Source organism: Acidovorax sp. SUPP1855, assembly GCF_030158955.1.
Taxonomy (GTDB): Bacteria; Pseudomonadota; Gammaproteobacteria; order Burkholderiales; family Burkholderiaceae_C; genus Paracidovorax.
In genome coordinates this window covers 53,146-68,811 of the sequence record NZ_BQXI01000022.1, presented here as the reverse complement: position 1 = coordinate 68,811, position 15,666 = coordinate 53,146, and the positions used below count along the sequence as shown (strand labels likewise).

The 15,666-nt window shown below is 62.7% G+C and carries 17 protein-coding genes, 1 tRNA gene and 1 pseudogene; 13 read left to right on the top strand and 6 right to left on the bottom strand.

Going from position 1 to position 15,666, the window contains the following annotated elements; all coding sequences use genetic code 11:
* Positions 1–17 precede the first annotated feature (17 nt).
* From secY to AVMA1855_RS18120, 9 genes are all read left to right on the top strand, one after another.
* The gene (gene secY, locus AVMA1855_RS18160; protein WP_284413580.1) at positions 18–1,337 is read left to right on the top strand and encodes a preprotein translocase subunit SecY; all 1,320 of its coding nucleotides are present in this window, start codon (positions 18–20) and stop codon (positions 1,335–1,337) included.
* Between the two features lie 149 nt (positions 1,338–1,486).
* Complete coding sequence (rpmJ, locus tag AVMA1855_RS18155; RefSeq protein WP_011793797.1) at positions 1,487–1,600, top strand: 50S ribosomal protein L36; 114 nt, start codon at positions 1,487–1,489, stop codon at positions 1,598–1,600.
* Between the two features lie 22 nt (positions 1,601–1,622).
* Complete coding sequence (gene rpsM / locus AVMA1855_RS18150; RefSeq protein WP_056670935.1) at positions 1,623–1,988, top strand: 30S ribosomal protein S13; 366 nt, start codon at positions 1,623–1,625, stop codon at positions 1,986–1,988.
* A gap of 18 nt (positions 1,989–2,006) precedes the next feature.
* Complete coding sequence (gene rpsK / locus AVMA1855_RS18145) at positions 2,007–2,411, top strand: 30S ribosomal protein S11 (RefSeq protein WP_011793799.1); 405 nt, start codon at positions 2,007–2,009, stop codon at positions 2,409–2,411.
* 89 nt (positions 2,412–2,500) lie between these two features.
* Entirely contained in the window at positions 2,501–3,124 is a 624-nt protein-coding gene (rpsD, locus tag AVMA1855_RS18140) for a 30S ribosomal protein S4 (RefSeq protein ID WP_272566916.1), read from the top strand.
* A 111-nt stretch (positions 3,125–3,235) separates the two neighbouring features.
* Entirely contained in the window at positions 3,236–4,228 is a 993-nt protein-coding gene (locus AVMA1855_RS18135) for a DNA-directed RNA polymerase subunit alpha (RefSeq protein WP_272549398.1), read from the top strand.
* Positions 4,229–4,319: 91 nt separating this feature from the next.
* The gene (gene rplQ / locus AVMA1855_RS18130) at positions 4,320–4,718 is read left to right on the top strand and encodes a 50S ribosomal protein L17 (protein WP_284406975.1); all 399 of its coding nucleotides are present in this window, start codon (positions 4,320–4,322) and stop codon (positions 4,716–4,718) included.
* Between the two features lie 25 nt (positions 4,719–4,743).
* Positions 4,744–4,820 (top strand) — tRNA-Met (locus AVMA1855_RS18125).
* Positions 4,821–5,075: 255 nt separating this feature from the next.
* On the top strand, positions 5,076–6,332 hold the full coding sequence (locus AVMA1855_RS18120) for an Hsp70 family protein (RefSeq protein ID WP_284426775.1): 1,257 nt from the start codon (positions 5,076–5,078) through the stop codon (positions 6,330–6,332).
* A gap of 74 nt (positions 6,333–6,406) precedes the next feature.
* On the opposite strand, the gene rsmI is transcribed toward AVMA1855_RS18120, so the two are convergent.
* A complete protein-coding gene (gene rsmI / locus AVMA1855_RS18115) occupies positions 6,407–7,327 on the bottom strand; it encodes a 16S rRNA (cytidine(1402)-2'-O)-methyltransferase (protein ID WP_284426774.1) in 921 nt (306 codons plus the stop codon).
* On the opposite strand from rsmI, the pseudogene AVMA1855_RS18110 reads away from it, so the two are divergent.
* From AVMA1855_RS18110 to AVMA1855_RS18100, 3 genes and pseudogenes are all read left to right on the top strand, one after another.
* Positions 7,327–7,711, top strand: a pseudogene (locus tag AVMA1855_RS18110) (YraN family protein). The gene rsmI and the pseudogene AVMA1855_RS18110 sit on opposite strands and share 1 nt — an antisense overlap.
* Before the next feature lie 103 nt (positions 7,712–7,814).
* Complete coding sequence (locus AVMA1855_RS18105) at positions 7,815–8,411, top strand: SIS domain-containing protein (protein WP_284426773.1); 597 nt, start codon at positions 7,815–7,817, stop codon at positions 8,409–8,411.
* Positions 8,408–9,085 (top strand): BON domain-containing protein, encoded by a 678-nt coding sequence (locus AVMA1855_RS18100; protein ID WP_502870347.1) that lies wholly within the window; start codon positions 8,408–8,410, stop codon positions 9,083–9,085. The genes AVMA1855_RS18105 and AVMA1855_RS18100 overlap by 4 nt, the downstream gene beginning before the upstream one ends.
* A gap of 105 nt (positions 9,086–9,190) precedes the next feature.
* Here AVMA1855_RS18100 and AVMA1855_RS18095 read toward each other — a convergent pair whose 3' ends face one another.
* The 4 genes from AVMA1855_RS18095 to AVMA1855_RS18080 form a co-directional block, all read right to left on the bottom strand.
* Positions 9,191–10,123: an NAD(P)-dependent oxidoreductase gene (locus AVMA1855_RS18095; RefSeq protein WP_284426771.1), complete on the bottom strand. Its 933-nt coding sequence runs from the start codon at positions 10,121–10,123 to the stop codon at positions 9,191–9,193.
* A 67-nt stretch (positions 10,124–10,190) separates the two neighbouring features.
* Positions 10,191–11,327 (bottom strand): PilT/PilU family type 4a pilus ATPase, encoded by a 1,137-nt coding sequence (locus AVMA1855_RS18090; protein ID WP_272566929.1) that lies wholly within the window; start codon positions 11,325–11,327, stop codon positions 10,191–10,193.
* Positions 11,328–11,360: 33 nt separating this feature from the next.
* Positions 11,361–11,996: a cyclic nucleotide-binding domain-containing protein gene (locus AVMA1855_RS18085; RefSeq protein WP_272566930.1), complete on the bottom strand. Its 636-nt coding sequence runs from the start codon at positions 11,994–11,996 to the stop codon at positions 11,361–11,363.
* Positions 11,997–12,072: 76 nt separating this feature from the next.
* A complete protein-coding gene (locus AVMA1855_RS18080) occupies positions 12,073–13,116 on the bottom strand; it encodes a type IV pilus twitching motility protein PilT (RefSeq protein ID WP_092744851.1) in 1,044 nt (347 codons plus the stop codon).
* 39 nt (positions 13,117–13,155) lie between these two features.
* On the opposite strand from AVMA1855_RS18080, the gene AVMA1855_RS18075 reads away from it, so the two are divergent.
* Positions 13,156–13,878 (top strand): YggS family pyridoxal phosphate-dependent enzyme, encoded by a 723-nt coding sequence (locus AVMA1855_RS18075; RefSeq protein ID WP_284426770.1) that lies wholly within the window; start codon positions 13,156–13,158, stop codon positions 13,876–13,878.
* 19 nt (positions 13,879–13,897) lie between these two features.
* On the opposite strand, the gene AVMA1855_RS18070 is transcribed toward AVMA1855_RS18075, so the two are convergent.
* Positions 13,898–15,508 (bottom strand): methyl-accepting chemotaxis protein, encoded by a 1,611-nt coding sequence (locus AVMA1855_RS18070; RefSeq protein ID WP_272566933.1) that lies wholly within the window; start codon positions 15,506–15,508, stop codon positions 13,898–13,900.
* Positions 15,509–15,666 lie beyond the last annotated feature (158 nt).

Sequence of the window (15,666 nt, the reverse complement as noted above, 5' to 3'; positions counted from 1 at the left end):
TCTAAAGGAACGCATCCGTGGCTACTAACGCAGCTCAAATTGCGAAAACCGGTAAGTTCGGCGATTTGCGTCGCCGGCTGGTTTTTCTGCTGCTGGCGTTGGTCGTGTACCGCATCGGAGCGCACATTCCCGTGCCGGGCATTGATCCGGCGCAGCTGCAACAGCTGTTCAGTGGCCAGCAGGGTGGCATTCTGAACCTGTTCAACATGTTCTCGGGTGGAGCGCTCTCGCGCTTCACGGTTTTCGCTCTGGGGATCATGCCGTATATCTCGGCGTCGATCATCATGCAGCTGATGACCTACGTCGTTCCGACGTTCGAGCAGCTGAAGAAGGAAGGCGAAGCAGGGCGGCGCAAGATCACGCAATACACGCGTTATGGAACGCTGGGTTTGGCCATATTCCAGTCGCTGGGTATCGCTGTGGCATTGGAGAGTTCCGCAGGGCTGGTGCTGAGTCCCGGTTTCGGGTTTCGCATGACGGCCGTGGTGAGCTTGACGGCTGGCACGATGTTCCTGATGTGGTTGGGTGAGCAGATCACAGAGCGTGGCTTGGGCAACGGGATTTCGATCCTGATCTTCGCAGGTATAGCTGCAGGGCTGCCGAGTTCTATCGGTGGATTGCTGGAGCTGGTTCGTACAGGTGCGATGAGCATCCTGGCTGCGATTTTCATCGTACTGATCGTGGCGGCGGTGACCTATTTCGTCGTGTTTGTCGAAAGAGGTCAGCGAAAGATTCTCGTGAATTACGCAAGGCGCCAGGTGGGCAACAAGGTGTATGGCGGGCAATCGTCGCATCTGCCTTTGAAGCTCAACATGGCGGGGGTGATTCCGCCGATCTTTGCTTCGTCGATCATTTTGTTGCCGGCTACGGTGGTGAACTGGTTCAGCGCGGGTGAGTCGATGCGTTGGTTGCGGGACATTTCTGGAGCACTGACCCCAGGTCAGCCGATCTATGTGATGTTCTACGCAGCGGCCATTGTGTTCTTCTGCTTCTTCTACACCGCATTGGTGTTCAACAGCCGGGAGACTGCAGATAATTTGAAGAAGAGTGGTGCCTTCATTCCTGGGATTCGTCCTGGAGAACAGACGGCCCGCTACATCGACAAGATCCTGGTTCGTTTGACGCTGGCTGGAGCGGTGTACATCACCTTTGTGTGCTTGCTCCCCGAGTTCATGATCTTGAAGTACAACGTGCCGTTCTATTTTGGTGGTACCTCTTTACTGATCATTGTGGTAGTCACCATGGACTTCATGGCCCAGGTGCAGAACTACATGATGTCGCAGCAGTACGAGTCGTTGCTCAAGAAGGCCAACTTCAAAGCAACACCTGGCAGCTGAGTCAGTCATAAGTGGAATCTTGGCAAATGCGCTATAGTGGCGGGTTGGCCTTGGTGGATACGGTTTATTGATGCCTCCGAGTCATCGCGGGCGCAAATTGTGTTCCGCGCAGTGGGCCGGGACGAAAAGACGAGTTTTAGGAGAATGAAATGAGAGTTTCGGCTTCGGTCAAGAAAATCTGCCGCAACTGCAAGATCATCCGCCGCAAAGGTGTGGTGCGCGTGATCTGCACGGACATGCGCCATAAGCAGCGCCAAGGTTGATTGAAAGTATTAGAGGACGCATATGGCACGTATCGCTGGCATTAATATTCCGCCGCATCAGCATGCTGAAATCGGCTTGACCGCCATTTTTGGCATCGGTCGCACCCGCGCTCGCAAGATCTGCGAAGCCTGTGACATCGCTTATTCCAAGAAGATCAAGGATCTGACGGACGGCGATCTCGAAAAGATTCGCGATCAGATCGCTCAGTTCACCATCGAAGGTGATCTGCGTCGCGAAACCACGATGAACATCAAGCGCTTGATGGACATTGGCTGCTACCGCGGCTTCCGCCATCGTCGCGGTCTGCCCATGCGTGGTCAGCGTACGCGCACGAATGCTCGTACCCGCAAGGGGCCGCGCAAGGGTGCTGCGGCGCTGAAGAAGTAAAAAGATTGAAAGATCAACATGGCAAAGTCTCCCGCCAATAACGCTGCACAGCGCGTTCGCAAGAAGGTTCGCAAGAACGTCTCGGACGGTATCGCGCACGTGCATGCTTCGTTCAACAACACCATCATCACGATCACCGATCGCCAAGGCAATGCCTTGTCCTGGGCGTCGTCGGGTGGTCAAGGTTTCAAGGGTTCGCGCAAGTCCACGCCGTTCGCTGCACAGGTTGCATCCGAAGTCGCGGGTCGTGCTGCCATTGAACAAGGCATCAAGAATCTTGATGTCGAGATCAAGGGCCCAGGTCCTGGTCGTGAATCGTCGGTGCGCGCGCTGGGCGCCCTGGGTATCCGTATCACGTCGATCTCTGACGTGACGCCGGTTCCCCATAACGGCTGCCGTCCGCAAAAGCGCCGTCGCATCTGATTTTTATAAGCCCACCGCCACCTGATTGCTTTAGCAGCAGGTGGCTCCCGCAATGATGTTGCGGAAGATGACAATCCAAGGAAGCTCAAGTGGCACGTTACCTCGGCCCCAAGGCCAAACTCTCCCGCCGTGAAGGCACTGACCTGTTCCTGAAGAGCGCTCGCCGCTCTATCGCGGACAAGGCCAAGTTCGACTCCAAGCCAGGTCAGCATGGCCGCACCTCCGGTGCTCGCACGTCCGACTATGGTCTGCAACTGCGCGAAAAGCAGAAGGTCAAGCGCATGTATGGCGTGCTGGAAAAGCAATTCCGCCGCTATTTCGAAGCCGCTGATCGCCGCAAGGGCAACACCGGTGCCAACCTGCTGTTCCTGCTGGAATCCCGCCTGGACAACGTGGTGTATCGCATGGGCTTCGGTTCCACGCGCGCAGAAGCACGCCAACTTGTTTCGCACAAGGCCATCACGGTGAACGGCCAATCCGTCAACATCGCCTCGTACCTCGTCAAGACGGGCGATGTGGTGGCTGTGCGTGAAAAGTCCAAGAAGCAAGGTCGCGTGGTCGAAGCCTTGCAGCTGGCCCAGCAAGTGGGTATGCCAGCTTGGGTGGAAGTGAATGCCGACAAGGCCGAAGGTATCTTCAAGAAGGTCCCGGATCGTGACGAATTCGGCGCTGACATCAACGAATCCCTGATCGTTGAACTCTATTCGCGCTAAGCATTTAGCGCACATTCGAGAAAATTGTTCCTATACCGCGAGGCATCGCGGTATAGGCGCTTCACCAGCCTTACCGGTGTAACGAGCTGGGGGTATTGAGAGGAAGTCTGAATGCAAACCAATTTGCTGAAACCCAAGGCGATCAATGTCGAGCAGCTTGGCCACAATCGTGCCAAGGTCGCGTTGGAGCCCTTTGAGCGCGGTTACGGCCACACTCTGGGCAATGCCATTCGCCGTGTTCTGCTCTCGTCCATGGTGGGTTACGCAGCAACGGAAGTCACGATCGCAGGCGTCTTGCACGAGTATTCATCCATCGATGGTGTGCAGGAAGATGTTGTCAACATCTTGTTGAATCTCAAGGGTGTGGTGTTCAAGCTCCACAACCGCGATGAAGTCACGCTGAGCCTTCGCAAGGACGGTGAGGGTGTGGTCACGGCGCGGGATATCCAGACGCCCCATGACGTTGAAATCGTCAACCCGGATCACGTCATTGCCCATCTGTCGCAGGGCGGCAAGCTGGACATGCAGATCAAGGTAGAAAAAGGCCGTGGCTATGTGCCGGGCAATCTGCGCCGTTATGCCGACGAATCGACGAAGTCGATCGGTCGCATTGTGCTGGATGCGTCTTTTTCTCCGGTCAAGCGCGTGAGCTACACCGTGGAAAGCGCCCGCGTCGAGCAGCGCACCGATCTGGACAAGCTGGTTGTCGAAATCGAGACCAATGGTGCCATTACGGCGGAAGATGCCGTGCGAGCATCCGCCAAGATTTTGGTGGAGCAACTGGCTGTGTTTGCGCAGCTCGAGGGCGGCGAATTGGCGGCATTCGATGCGCCGGCAGGCCCTCGCGGCAGTGCAACTTTCGATCCGATCTTGCTGCGCCCTGTGGACGAGTTGGAATTGACGGTGCGCTCTGCCAATTGCCTGAAGGCCGAGAACATCTACTACATCGGTGACCTGATCCAGCGCACCGAGAACGAGTTGTTGAAGACGCCTAATCTGGGCCGTAAGTCGCTCAATGAAATCAAGGAAGTCTTGGCTTCCCGTGGTTTGACTCTGGGAATGAAGCTGGAGAACTGGCCACCTGCAGGCCTCGACAAGCGTTAAGTTATAATTTTGGACTCCCCTCGATGGGAGCCAGTGCCTTGGGCAGTACCTGATACGGCTGCCCGATTTAATTACTCATAAGGAAAGCACCATGCGCCACGGACACGGCCTTCGTAAACTCAATCGCACCAGCTCGCACCGACTCGCGATGCTGCAGAACATGATGAACTCGCTCATCGAGCACGAGGCCATCAAGACCACGCTGCCCAAGGCCAAGGAGTTGCGCCGTGTGGTGGAGCCCATGATCACTTTGGCGAAGGAAGACACCCTGGCCAATCGCCGCTTGGCATTCGATCGTCTGCGCGATCGTGACAGCGTGACCAAGCTGTTCAATGTGCTCGGCCCCCGTTTCAAGGCACGTCCAGGCGGCTACACGCGCATCCTGAAGATGGGTTTCCGCGTGGGTGACAATGCACCTATGGCGTATGTCGAACTGGTTGATCGCGCAGAAGAATCTGCAGAAACCGCAAATGCTTCCGCAGAAGCATAAAAGTAGGTTATAATTTATCTCTTGCCGCGCGATGGAGCAGTCTGGTAGCTCGTTGGGCTCATAACCCAAAGGTCGGAGGTTCAAATCCTCCTCGCGCAACCAATAAAGCGGAAACGCTCTCAAAAAAGCCCACTAATCAGTGGGCTTTTTTGTTTTTGTCGTTTAACTCACTGGATAAACACTGATGGGAAGCTTTGGCTGGCCTCCAATCAGTGGGTGACGATCGGCATCTTTTCACATCAGGGCGATTAATGACGACACACTGCGACACTGAAAGGTGCGCGTGCCGACAGATTCTTGATGGTTTGATGCCGCCCGATCAATCCGGGGGTGATGCCTATCTCTCCTTTGTTCACGATGACATCCTCAGAAGAAACCACGCTTGGCATTGATTTCGGCACCTCCAATTCCGCCATGGCAGTGAGACGGGGCAGGGGCGTAGCCAAGTTGCTACCGTTGGAAGGGACTGCAACCACATTGCCGACCGCCCTGTTCTTCAACACGGAAGACCATCGAACACACATCGGGCGCGATGCCGTGGCGCATTACCTCGCAGGCACCGAAGGGCGGCTCATGCGGTCGCTGAAAAGCCTTCTGGGCAGCGCGCTGCTGCAGGACAAGACGGCGGTGCACCAGAACATGGTGAGCTATCAGGACATCATCGCGCTGTTTCTGCGCACGTTGGCGGGACAGGCCCGGCAAGCGCTGGGTGCGATGCCGGACCGCGTTGTCATGGGGCGGCCTGTCCACTTCGTGGATGGCGATGAAGCGCGCGATGCGCAAGCGGAAGACGCCTTGCGACAGGCGGCCTTGGATGCGGGGTTCACCAATGTCTCCTTCCAACTGGAGCCCATCGCGGCGGCGCTGGACCATGAGCAGCGGATCACGCAGGAATCGTCGGTGCTGGTGGTGGACATTGGCGGGGGGACCTCGGATTTCACCGTCGTGCGCCTCGGCCCCGAACGTGCTCTGCTGGCCGATCGCAGTTCCGACGTGCTGGCCACTTCTGGGGTGCACTTGGGCGGGACGGATTTCGACCAGCGGTTGAGTCGGGCTCAGGTCATGCCGCTGCTCGGTTTGCGCCACATCGGACCCAGTGGTCGGGAGGTCCCCAGCCGCGTGTTCTTCGATCTATCGACGTGGCACCTGATCCAGTGGCTGTACAGCGCCAAAGCCCTGAGGGAAGCGCAAGCCCTTCGGACCGACTATGCAGACCTTCGCCTGCACGACCGATTGATGGAGGTGCTCAACGAGCGGTGGGGGCACCGTTTGGCCAATGCGGTGGAGCAGGCCAAGATCGCGGTGTCGCAAAACAGCGCTGAAGAACCCATCGTGCTGGATTGGCTCGAAGCCGATCTGCAATCCTTCATTTCACCCGATCTTCTGGAGGCGCAACTGGAAGGTCCTTTGCAGCAGATCGTGGATTGCGCCCAGGAATGCCTGCGCAAGGCCGGACTGGACGCCAATGGCATCGATGCCATTTATCTCACGGGCGGCTCTTCTGCATTACGTCCACTGCGTACCGCGTTGAAGAAGGCCTTCCCACACGTGACTCAGATGGAAGGCGACCTGTTCGGCGGCGTGGCGTCCGGACTTGCGTACACGGTCGGCTAACGGACTTGCCTGCAGGGGGATGCGTTCACCATCGCCAGTGGCTGCATTGCATCGCTTGGCATGTGCCAGGTCCGCTAGGCCTGTGCTCCACCTTCCTGCTTGAGCGCCAAAGCCGATTGGTACAGGGCATTGCGCGATGCCCCTGTGATCTCGGCCGCCAGGCGGACGGCGGTTTTGAGCGGGAGTTCCTGCATCAACAACTTCAGCACGCGCAGGCTGTCGCCATCGTCCTGCGCTGCCTGCACCGGATGCAACAGCACCACGAACTCGCCCCGCGAGCGTTGTGGTCCGCCGGCCAGCCAGGCGGGCAGGGCATGGGCGGGCTGGGTGGCAATTTCTTCGAACTGTTTGGTCAGCTCCCTGGCGAGCGTGACCTGCCGTTCTCCCAGGATGACAAGGGCCTGTGCCAGTTCGGCGATGCGGTGCGGGGCCTCCAGCAGCACCACACAGCGGGTTTCCGTGGCGAGCTGCTGCACTGCCGTTGCCCGTTCACCGCTCTTGGTCGGAAGAAATCCGGCAAAAAGAAAACCTTCGGCCCCCTGGGCCACGGCGCCTGCTGCGCTGAGTGCCGAGGTCACGCTGCTCGCCCCTGGCAGTGGCACGGCGCGCAACCCTGCTGCATGCACGGCAGCGACGATCCGCGCCCCCGGATCGCTGACGCCCGGGGTGCCCGCGTCACTGGCGTAGGCCACCCGCTGCCCCGCGCGCAAACGCTCCACCACCGCATGCGATGCCTCGGCCTCGTTGTGCTGGTGCACCGCCAGCAATTGGCTGCCGGGTTTTTCTATGCCGTAGGCACGCAGCAGCGCCTGGGTGTGGCGGGTGTCTTCGCAGGCGATGGTGTCGGCCAGTTGCAGAACGTGCAGCGCCCGCAGTGTGATGTCGGCCAGGTTGCCGATGGGCGTGGCCACCACGTACAGAGCCCCTTGCGGATAATGCTGCGCAGCCGCCGCGTCGCGTGCGGCGTTCAGGGCTGAAGCGAAAGAGGCGCTCAATGGGATTCCTTGGGAAAAAACCGGTGGCCACCACGCGCGTGGTCGGCAATGCTGCCGAAGACCTCGCGTTGGCCCACCTGCAAGCCGCTGGACTGCGGCTGGTCGAGCGCAATTATCGAACGCCCGGGCGTGGCGGCGGCGAGATCGATCTGATCGTGCGGGATCGCGATGGAACGGTGGTGTTCGTGGAAGTGCGAAGCCGCGCCAAGCAGCGCGTTTGGCGGCGCGGGTGCCAGCATCGGCCGGACCAAGCAGCAGCGGATCGTGTTCGCCGCCCGCTGCTACCTGATGCGCCTGCCTGCACCGCCGCCATGTCGATTCGATGCGGTCCTGGTGGAAGGCGATTCAGTGCAGTGGCTGCGTGGCGCCTTCGAGGCGCAGTAACGCTTCGAGCCCTTGTTTGGAGTCAAACAGGATGCAGTGTTTTACGCCTGCCGTCCATGGTTGACCCAAACGGCGCCGACCCCCCGGGTATCATCTTTGTCTCATGCTAGAGCAACGCATCCAACAGCATTTCATCGACAGCGCCGACCTCAAATACCAGTCCGCGCAGACCCTGAGCCATCCCATCGCTTCCGCTGTGCAGGCCATCCTCGCCTGCGTCACCAGCGGCGGCAAGGTGCTTGCCTGCGGCAGCGGCCCGGCCGCGGCGCAGGCGCAGCAGTTTGCGGCACTGTGCGTGGCTGGGTTCGAGCGGGAGCGGCCGGAACTGGCCGCCATGGCACTGGCGCCCGACGCGATCTGGACCCCCGCAGGCCTGGAGGGCCCTGACATCGAAGCGCTGGCGCGCCAGGTGCGCGCGCTCGGGCACGCGGGCGATGTCCTGCTGGCACTGTCGGAGTCCGGCAATGACCTGCCGCTGCTGGCCGCATGCGATGCAGCGCATGAAAGAGACATGACCGTCGTCGCCCTCTCCGGCCGCAGCGGCGGCCGGCTGGCCGGCATGCTGCGCGAGACCGACGTCTTGATCGCCGTGCCCCACGACCGCGCCGCACGCGTGCGGGAGGTGCATTCGCTCGTCCTGCACTGCCTGTGCGACGGCGTGGACGCCCAATTACTTGGTGAACAGGAGATACCGCTATGAGCTTCCCGATGATCCGCTTGACCCGATTGACTTGCACCCTGCTGGCCGTGGGCGCCTTGGGGGCAGCCCTCTCGGCATGCGCTCCGCTGGTGGTCGGCGGCGCTGCCGTCATGGGCAGCATGATGGCGTCGGACCGGCGCACGACGGGCACGCAGGTGGAGGACGAAGGCATCGAACTGCGTGCCTCCAACCGCATTCGCGACACCTTCGGCGACCGCGTCCATGTCAACGTGACCAGCTACAACCGGCAAGTGCTGCTGACGGGCGAAGTGCCGACCGCGCAGGACAAGGAAAAACTCGAGCAGACCGCGTTGGCCGTGGAGAACGTGCGCTCGGTCGTCAACGACCTGGCCGTGATGCCCCCCAGTTCCCTCACGCAGCGTTCCAACGACACGCTGATCACCGGCAAGGTGCGCGCGAGCTTCGTCGATGCCAAGGACCTGTTCGCGAGCGCCTACAAGGTGGTCACCGAGCGCGAGACGGTGTACCTCATGGGACGCGTGACGCAGCGCGAGGCGGACCGGGCCTCCGACATCGCCCGGGGCGTGAACGGCGTGCGCAAGGTCGTGCGCGTGTTCGAGATCATCACGCAGCAGGAACTGGAGCGTGGCTTCGCGCAGCAGCGTCCCGCGCCGGTCACCACGGACGCTTCGCCCAACGTGCCGGTCCGCTGAGCGTCGGCTGCCAGCGAGTTCGTCAAGAAGCGGTTCCGACACCGGACCGCTGGCCACCGCCACGAAGGCGCGGCCCGGGGCGGCCGGGCTGAGCGATCGGTTCTTTTATCCGTTCGTTTTCTTGCGCCCCAGCCGCGTGATCAAGCTGGAGGTGTCCCACCGGGCGCCGCCGTGCTGCTGCACATCGGCATAGAACTGGTCCACCAGCGCCGTGACCGGCACGCGTGCGCCGTTGCGGCGGGATTCGTCGAGGACCAGGCCGAGGTCCTTGCGCATCCAGTCCACGGCGAAGCCGAAGTCGAAGCAGCCCTCCACCATGGTCTTGCCGCGGTTGTCCATCTGCCAGCTCTGTGCGGCCCCTTTGCCGATGACGTCCAGCACCAGTGGCATGTCGAGCCCGGCATGCTGGCCGAAGGCGATGGCCTCCGACAGGCCCTGCACGATGCCGGCGATGCAGATCTGGTTGACCATCTTGGCCAACTGGCCCGAACCGCTGTCGCCCACGCGGGTGAAGGCCCGAGAAAAGGCCAGTGCCGTGGGCTTCACGCTGTCGAAGGTGCCGGCGTCGCCACCGCACATCACGGTCAGCTGGCCGTTCTGGGCCCCGGCCTGGCCGCCGGACACGGGGGCATCGATGAACTGCAGTCCCAGCGTGCGCGCCGCGCCGTACAGCTCGCGAGCGACCTCGGCCGATGCCGTGGTGTGATCGACGAAGACCGCGCCGGGCTGCATGCCGGCGAATGCGCCGTCGGCACCCAGCGTGACGGAACGCAGATCATCGTCGTTGCCGACGCAGCAAAAGACGATGTCCGCCCCCTGGGCCGCTTCGCGCGGCGTGGGGGCGTGCCGGGGCGCGGCGCTGCCTGCGAACTCCTCGCACCAGGCGGCCGATTTGGCGGCGGTGCGGTTGTACACGGTGACGGAGTGGCCAGCGTGGGCGAGGTGCCCTGCCATGGGGTAGCCCATGACGCCCAGGCCGAGAAAGGCGACCTTGCGTGAAGGCGTGGCATCGTAGCTGCGGGGATTCGTGCTGGGCATGGGAGAGGGCTCCATTTCAGAAAAAAGAAAACCCGCCGGGCAAGGGCGGGTGGTGGGGCGACTGGCGTCAGACGATGGCGAAGTGCTCGGTGCCCGAGGCCAGGTCTGTGGTCTTGGCGCGCTGGCTGCCCAGCTTGATCTGCAGGCGCAGGTCGTTCAGCGAATCGGCATTGCGCAGCGCGTCTTCGTAGGTGATGACGTTGGCCTCGAACAGGTCGAACAGCGATTGGTCGAAGGTCTGCATGCCGAGGTTCCGGCTCTTCTTCATGATCTCCTTGATCTCGGCGACTTCGCCCTTGAAGATCAGGTCGGCGATCAGAGGGGTGTTCAGCATCACCTCGACCGCGGCGGCCCGGCCCTTGCCATCCTGCTTGGGGATGAGGCGCTGGGAGATCATGCCGCGCAGGTTGAGCGACAGGTCCATGAGGAGTTGCGCGCGCCGCTCTTCCGGGAAGAAGTTGATGATGCGGTCCAGCGCCTGGTTGGCGCTGTTGGCGTGCAGCGTGGCCAGGCACAGGTGGCCGGTTTCGGCGAAGGCGACCGCATGCTCCATGGTTTCGCGGTCGCGGATCTCGCCCATCAGGATGACGTCCGGCGCCTGCCGCAGCGTGTTCTTCAGGGCGGCTTCCCAGCTGTCGGTATCGAGCCCGACCTCGCGCTGGGTCACCACGCAGTTCTTGTGCGGATGCACGAACTCGATCGGGTCTTCCACGGTGATGATGTGGCCGAACGAGTTCTCGTTGCGCCAGTCCACCATCGCCGCCAGCGTGGTCGATTTGCCCGAGCCCGTGGCGCCCACCAGGATGCACAGGCCCCGCTTGGTCATCGTGACTTCCTTGAGCACCTGCGGCACGCCCAGCCCGTCGATGGTCGGCAGCGTGAGCGGAATGGTCCGCAGCACCATGCCGACGCGGCTTTGCTGGATGAACGCATTCACGCGGAAGCGCCCGATGCCGGCAGGCGAGATGGCGAAGTTGCACTCCTTCGTGCGCTCGAAGTCCGCCACCTGCTTGTCGCTCATGATGGCGCGTGCCAGCGTCAGCGTGTGGGCGGGTGTGAGCGGCTGGGGCGACACCTTGGTGACCTTGCCGTCCACCTTGATCGCGGGCGGAAACTCGGCCGTGATGAACAGGTCGCTGCCGCCGCGGCTCACCATGAGCTTGAGCAGATCGTTGATGAATTTACTGGCCTGATCGCGTTCCATCAGCTCTCCCTGGGGTGGTTGCAGCGCGGTGCGTCATTTCTGGCTGTCGGACAGGCGGGCGCTCACGACGCGAAGGCGCAGCGAGAGCTTGCGTGCCAGCAGGGCCACCAGGCTGGCGGCCAACTGGGGGTCCTTGGTCATCATGTCGTCCATGGCCTCCGCGCTGAGCACCGCGATCTCGCAGTCGGTCAGCGTGGTGCAGGCCGAAAAGCGGATACCGCTGTCCAGCAGCGACATTTCTCCCAGGATATCGCCGGGACGGGTTTCCGCCAAGCGCAGGTGCTCGCCCCAGGGCTGCACGCGATCGACGGCGATCGTGCCGGTGAGCAGCACCACCATGAAGTTGCCGTACTCGTCCTGGCGGATCACATCGCGGTTGGGCGCGACGGCCGCGAACTCGAAGAAGCGCTCCATGCGCTCGACGGCGTCCCGGTCCAGGTGCGCCATGTATTTGTCCTTGGACCACAGCGCCTGCAGCAGCTTGCCGCCGCGGCTGGCGGCCATGCGCCTGGCGCCCACCTCGACGGCACGGGCTTCCCAGGGCACCAGCATGGCGTCGTCCACGCCTTGTCCGGCGAAGGCGGTAGTGAAGAAGACGGAGTCGCCGCCTTCTTCCGCCGCTTTGCCGCCGCGGGTCTTGGCCTTCAACAGGCCGAGGATGCCTTTCATAGGGGATGCTCCGGTGTGCCGCCTGAAAAAGGCCGCGAATCTCTGGGGTGGATGGACGGAAGGGGATGCGGGTGCATCAACCCGGGAAGTTGTCGGGGATCTTCGCCTTGCCCCGCGCCTCGGCCGGGCTGATGACGTTGCGCCGGACCAGATCGGTCAGGTTCTGGTCGAGGGTCTGCATGCCGGCGCTGCTGCTCGTCTGGATGGTGGAGTACATCTGCGCCACCTTGGCCTCGCGGATCAGGTTGCGGATGGCGCTGGTGCCCAGCATGATCTCGTGCGCCGCGACGCGGCCCTGGCCGTCCTTGGTCTTGCACAGCGTCTGCGAAATGACGGCCTGCAGCGACTCGGACAGCATGGCCCGCACCATTTCCTTTTCCTCGGCGGGGAACACGTCGATGATCCGGTCGATGGTCTTGGCGGCGCTGGAGGTGTGCAGCGTGCCGAACACCAAGTGGCCCGTTTCCGCCGCCGTCATGGCCAGGCGGATGGTTTCCAGGTCGCGCATTTCGCCCACCAGGATGGCGTCCGGGTCTTCGCGCAGTGCCGACTTGAGGGCGGCAGCGAACGACAGCGTCATCGGCCCGACCTCGCGCTGGTTGATCAGGCACTTCTTGGATTCGTGCACGAACTCGATCGGGTCTTCCACCGTGAGGATGTGGCCGTATTCGCTTTCGTTCAGGAAGTTGACCATGGCCGCCAGCGTGGTGGACTTGCCCGAGCCCGTGGGGCCGGTGACCAGCACCAGGCCACGCGGCTTCAAGGCCAGTTCGCCGAAGATCTTGGGGGCGTTGAGCTGCTCAAGCGTGAGGATCTTGCTCGGAATGGTCCGGAACACGGCGGCCGCGCCGCGGTTCTGGTTGAAGGCGTTGACGCGAAAGCGCGCCAGGCCCTCGATCTCGAAGGAAAAGTCCACTTCCAGGAACTCTTCGTAGGCCTTGCGTTGCGCATCGCTCATGATGTCGTAGACCATGGCGTGGACGGTCTTGTGGTCGAGCGCATCGACGTTGATGCGCCGCACGTCGCCGTGGACCCGGATCATGGGTGGAAGGCCCGCCGACAAGTGCAGGTCAGAAGCCTTGTTCTTCACGCTGAATGCCAGCAGTTGGGTGATGTCCACGGGGTCCCTCGGTCGTTTGGTACGCTCAGAGGAATCATTATGACGACGATTGGTAACAACCTCCAACAGGTTCTTGGGCGCATCGCGCAGGCCTGCGCCGCAGCCGGGCGCGACCCCGCCAGCGTGCGCCTGCTGGCCGTTTCCAAGACCTTCGGCGACGACGCCGTGCGCCGTGCCGCCGAGGCCGGGCAGCGCGCGTTCGGCGAGAACTACATCCAGGAAGGCGTGGCGAAGATCGCCGCGCTGCAAGGCGGCGCCATGCCCTGGGCGCCGCCGCTGCAGTGGCATTGCATCGGTCCCGTGCAGAGCAACAAGACCCGGCAGGTGGCCGAGCATTTCGACTGGGTCCACACCGTGGACCGCGAAAAGATCGCGCAGCGCCTGTCGGAGCAGCGGCCCGCTGGCCTGGCGCCGATGGACGTGTGCATCCAAGTGAATGTGGACGGCGGCGCGACCAAGGCGGGCGTGCCGCCGAACGAGGCCCGGGCCCTGGCACAGGCTGTTGCGCGGCTGCCACGGTTGCGGCTGCGGGGCCTGATGAGCATTCCGGACGTGGCCCCCGATTTCGCCGCGCAGTTGGCGGTCCATGCGGCGGCGAAGGCGCTTTTCGACCAGATCCGGGGGGAGGGTGGCGAGGGCTTCGCGGCGTTCGACACGCTGTCGCTGGGCATGACCGCCGACCTGGAGGCCGCGATCCAGGCGGGGAGCACCCTGGTGCGGGTCGGCACGGGCGTCTTCGGCACCAGGGCGGTCCCCGCCTGAGGCCGGGGCCGCGCCCCGCTCAGGCCCGGCGGGCCCAGCCCAGTTGCGGCGACGAACCGGCCTCGGCGTTTTCCTGATTCAGCCGGAACACTCCCACGGCCTGCAGCAGGGCGCTGGTGCGGTCCTTCATGCCGCTGGCGGACGCCGCCATCTGCACGACCACGCTGCCGTTTTGCTGGGTGACCTGGTCCATCTGCGACACGGCCTGGCCGACCTGGGCGACGCCCATCGCCTGCTCGTTGCTGGCCGCGCTGATTTCCTGCATGAGGTCCGTCACGCGGCGAATGGACGACACCACCTCCGTCATGGTGGCCCCGGCCTTGTTCACCAGCACGCTGCCCTGTTCGACCCGCTGCACGCTGGTGGAGATCAGGTGCTTGATCTCTCGCGCGGCTTCGGCCGAGCGGCCGGCCAGGCTGCGCACCTCGCTGGCGACCACGGCGAAGCCCCGGCCCTGCTCGCCCGCGCGCGCCGCCTCCACCGCGGCATTGAGGGCGAGGATGTTGGTCTGGAACGCGATGCTGTCGATGACGCCGATGATGTCGGCGATCTTGCGGGAGCTTTCGTGGATGCCCTTCATGGTCTCGACCACCTCGGTCACGACCTCGCCGCCCTGGATGGCCACGGCGCTGGACTGGGTGGCGAACTGGCTGGCCTGGCGGGAGTTGTCGGCGTTCTGGCGCACCGTGGAGCCCAGTTGCTCCATGGACGCCGCGGTCTGCTGCAGGGCGCTGGCATGGTGCTCGGTGCGGCTGGACACGTCATGGGTGCCTTGCGAGATCTCGGTGCTGGATGCTGCCACCGCCTCGGACGTGCGGCGCACGTCGTACAGCACGTTCTGGAAACTGTCGCGCAGCGCTTCCAGCGACTGCAGCAGCTGGCCGGCCTCGTCGGTTTGCCGGGCCTCGACGGCCTGCGTCAGGTCGCCGGTGGCCATGGTCCTGGCGGCCTGCACCGCCCGCTGGATGGGGCGCACGATGCTGCGGGAGATGAGCCAGGCCGTCGCTGCCGCCACCACGATCGCCGTGCCGCTGAGCACCAGCATCAGGATGGAAAAACCCTGGGCGACGGACCGCGCATTGGCCGATTCGGCCTTGTTCTTTTCCTCCTCGATGTCGATCAGCCGGTTGATGCTGGCCAGCCACTCCACATAGGCGGGTCGGGCCTGCTCCTGCAGAACCTGAATGGCCTTCTCAGGCTGGTGGGCGCCGCTCAGCTCGATGACTTGGCGGGTCAGCGGCAGGGCGCGTGATTCGACCTCCTTGATGCGGTCCAGAGCCTCCCGCTCGCGGGGCTCGATCGGGGTGGATGCGAACATCTGGTCCAGCGGCGCTGCCGACTGCGCATAGTGGCCTGCGAGCTTCTGGATCAGGTCGATCTCGGCCTGGAGCTGGTCGGGGCGCGTGGCCAGGGTCACGTCCCGCAGCGCGATGGCGCGGTCGTGCACGCTGCCGCGGAAATTGATGGCATAGCGCTGCTTGGCGCTGTTGAAGTCTCCGATGGTGGCCAGGCTGGCGTTGATGTTGGACACCCGGTTCACGCCGATGACCGTCAGGCCGAGCATCAGCAGGATGAGCAGGGAAAATCCCAGCGCCAGGCGGTGGGCGATCTTGATGTTCGAAAGCTTCATGGTTTCACCTCGGTTGCAGGAGTGGTGTGGATTGGTTTCGTTTGTTTCCTTTTGTAATTTTTGACAGGTGCGTGACAAATTTCAATCACTAAAAACGGGGTGTTGGATCGCCGTCCTTTTTGAGAATTGTTGAGGATTGGGCCGCTCCGATTCGATAG

What these genes read in the sequence shown, in the direction of transcription:
- rpmJ (WP_011793797.1), top strand. Translation starts at nt 1,487, where the DNA reads ATGAGAGTTTCGGCTTCGGTCAAGAAAATCTGCCGCAACTGCAAGATC.
- rpsM (WP_056670935.1), top strand. Translation starts at nt 1,623, where the DNA reads ATGGCACGTATCGCTGGCATTAATATTCCGCCGCATCAGCATGCTGAA.
- rpsK (WP_011793799.1), top strand. Translation starts at nt 2,007, where the DNA reads ATGGCAAAGTCTCCCGCCAATAACGCTGCACAGCGCGTTCGCAAGAAG.
- AVMA1855_RS18135 (WP_272549398.1), top strand. Translation starts at nt 3,236, where the DNA reads ATGCAAACCAATTTGCTGAAACCCAAGGCGATCAATGTCGAGCAGCTT.
- rplQ (WP_284406975.1), top strand. Translation starts at nt 4,320, where the DNA reads ATGCGCCACGGACACGGCCTTCGTAAACTCAATCGCACCAGCTCGCAC.
- AVMA1855_RS18120 (WP_284426775.1), top strand. Translation starts at nt 5,076, where the DNA reads ATGACATCCTCAGAAGAAACCACGCTTGGCATTGATTTCGGCACCTCC.
- AVMA1855_RS18105 (WP_284426773.1), top strand. Translation starts at nt 7,815, where the DNA reads ATGCTAGAGCAACGCATCCAACAGCATTTCATCGACAGCGCCGACCTC.
- AVMA1855_RS18100 (WP_502870347.1), top strand. Translation starts at nt 8,408, where the DNA reads ATGAGCTTCCCGATGATCCGCTTGACCCGATTGACTTGCACCCTGCTG.
- AVMA1855_RS18095 (WP_284426771.1), bottom strand. Translation starts at nt 10,123, where the DNA reads ATGCCCAGCACGAATCCCCGCAGCTACGATGCCACGCCTTCACGCAAG.
- AVMA1855_RS18090 (WP_272566929.1), bottom strand. Translation starts at nt 11,327, where the DNA reads ATGGAACGCGATCAGGCCAGTAAATTCATCAACGATCTGCTCAAGCTC.
- AVMA1855_RS18085 (WP_272566930.1), bottom strand. Translation starts at nt 11,996, where the DNA reads ATGAAAGGCATCCTCGGCCTGTTGAAGGCCAAGACCCGCGGCGGCAAA.
- AVMA1855_RS18075 (WP_284426770.1), top strand. Translation starts at nt 13,156, where the DNA reads ATGACGACGATTGGTAACAACCTCCAACAGGTTCTTGGGCGCATCGCG.
- AVMA1855_RS18070 (WP_272566933.1), bottom strand. Translation starts at nt 15,508, where the DNA reads ATGAAGCTTTCGAACATCAAGATCGCCCACCGCCTGGCGCTGGGATTT.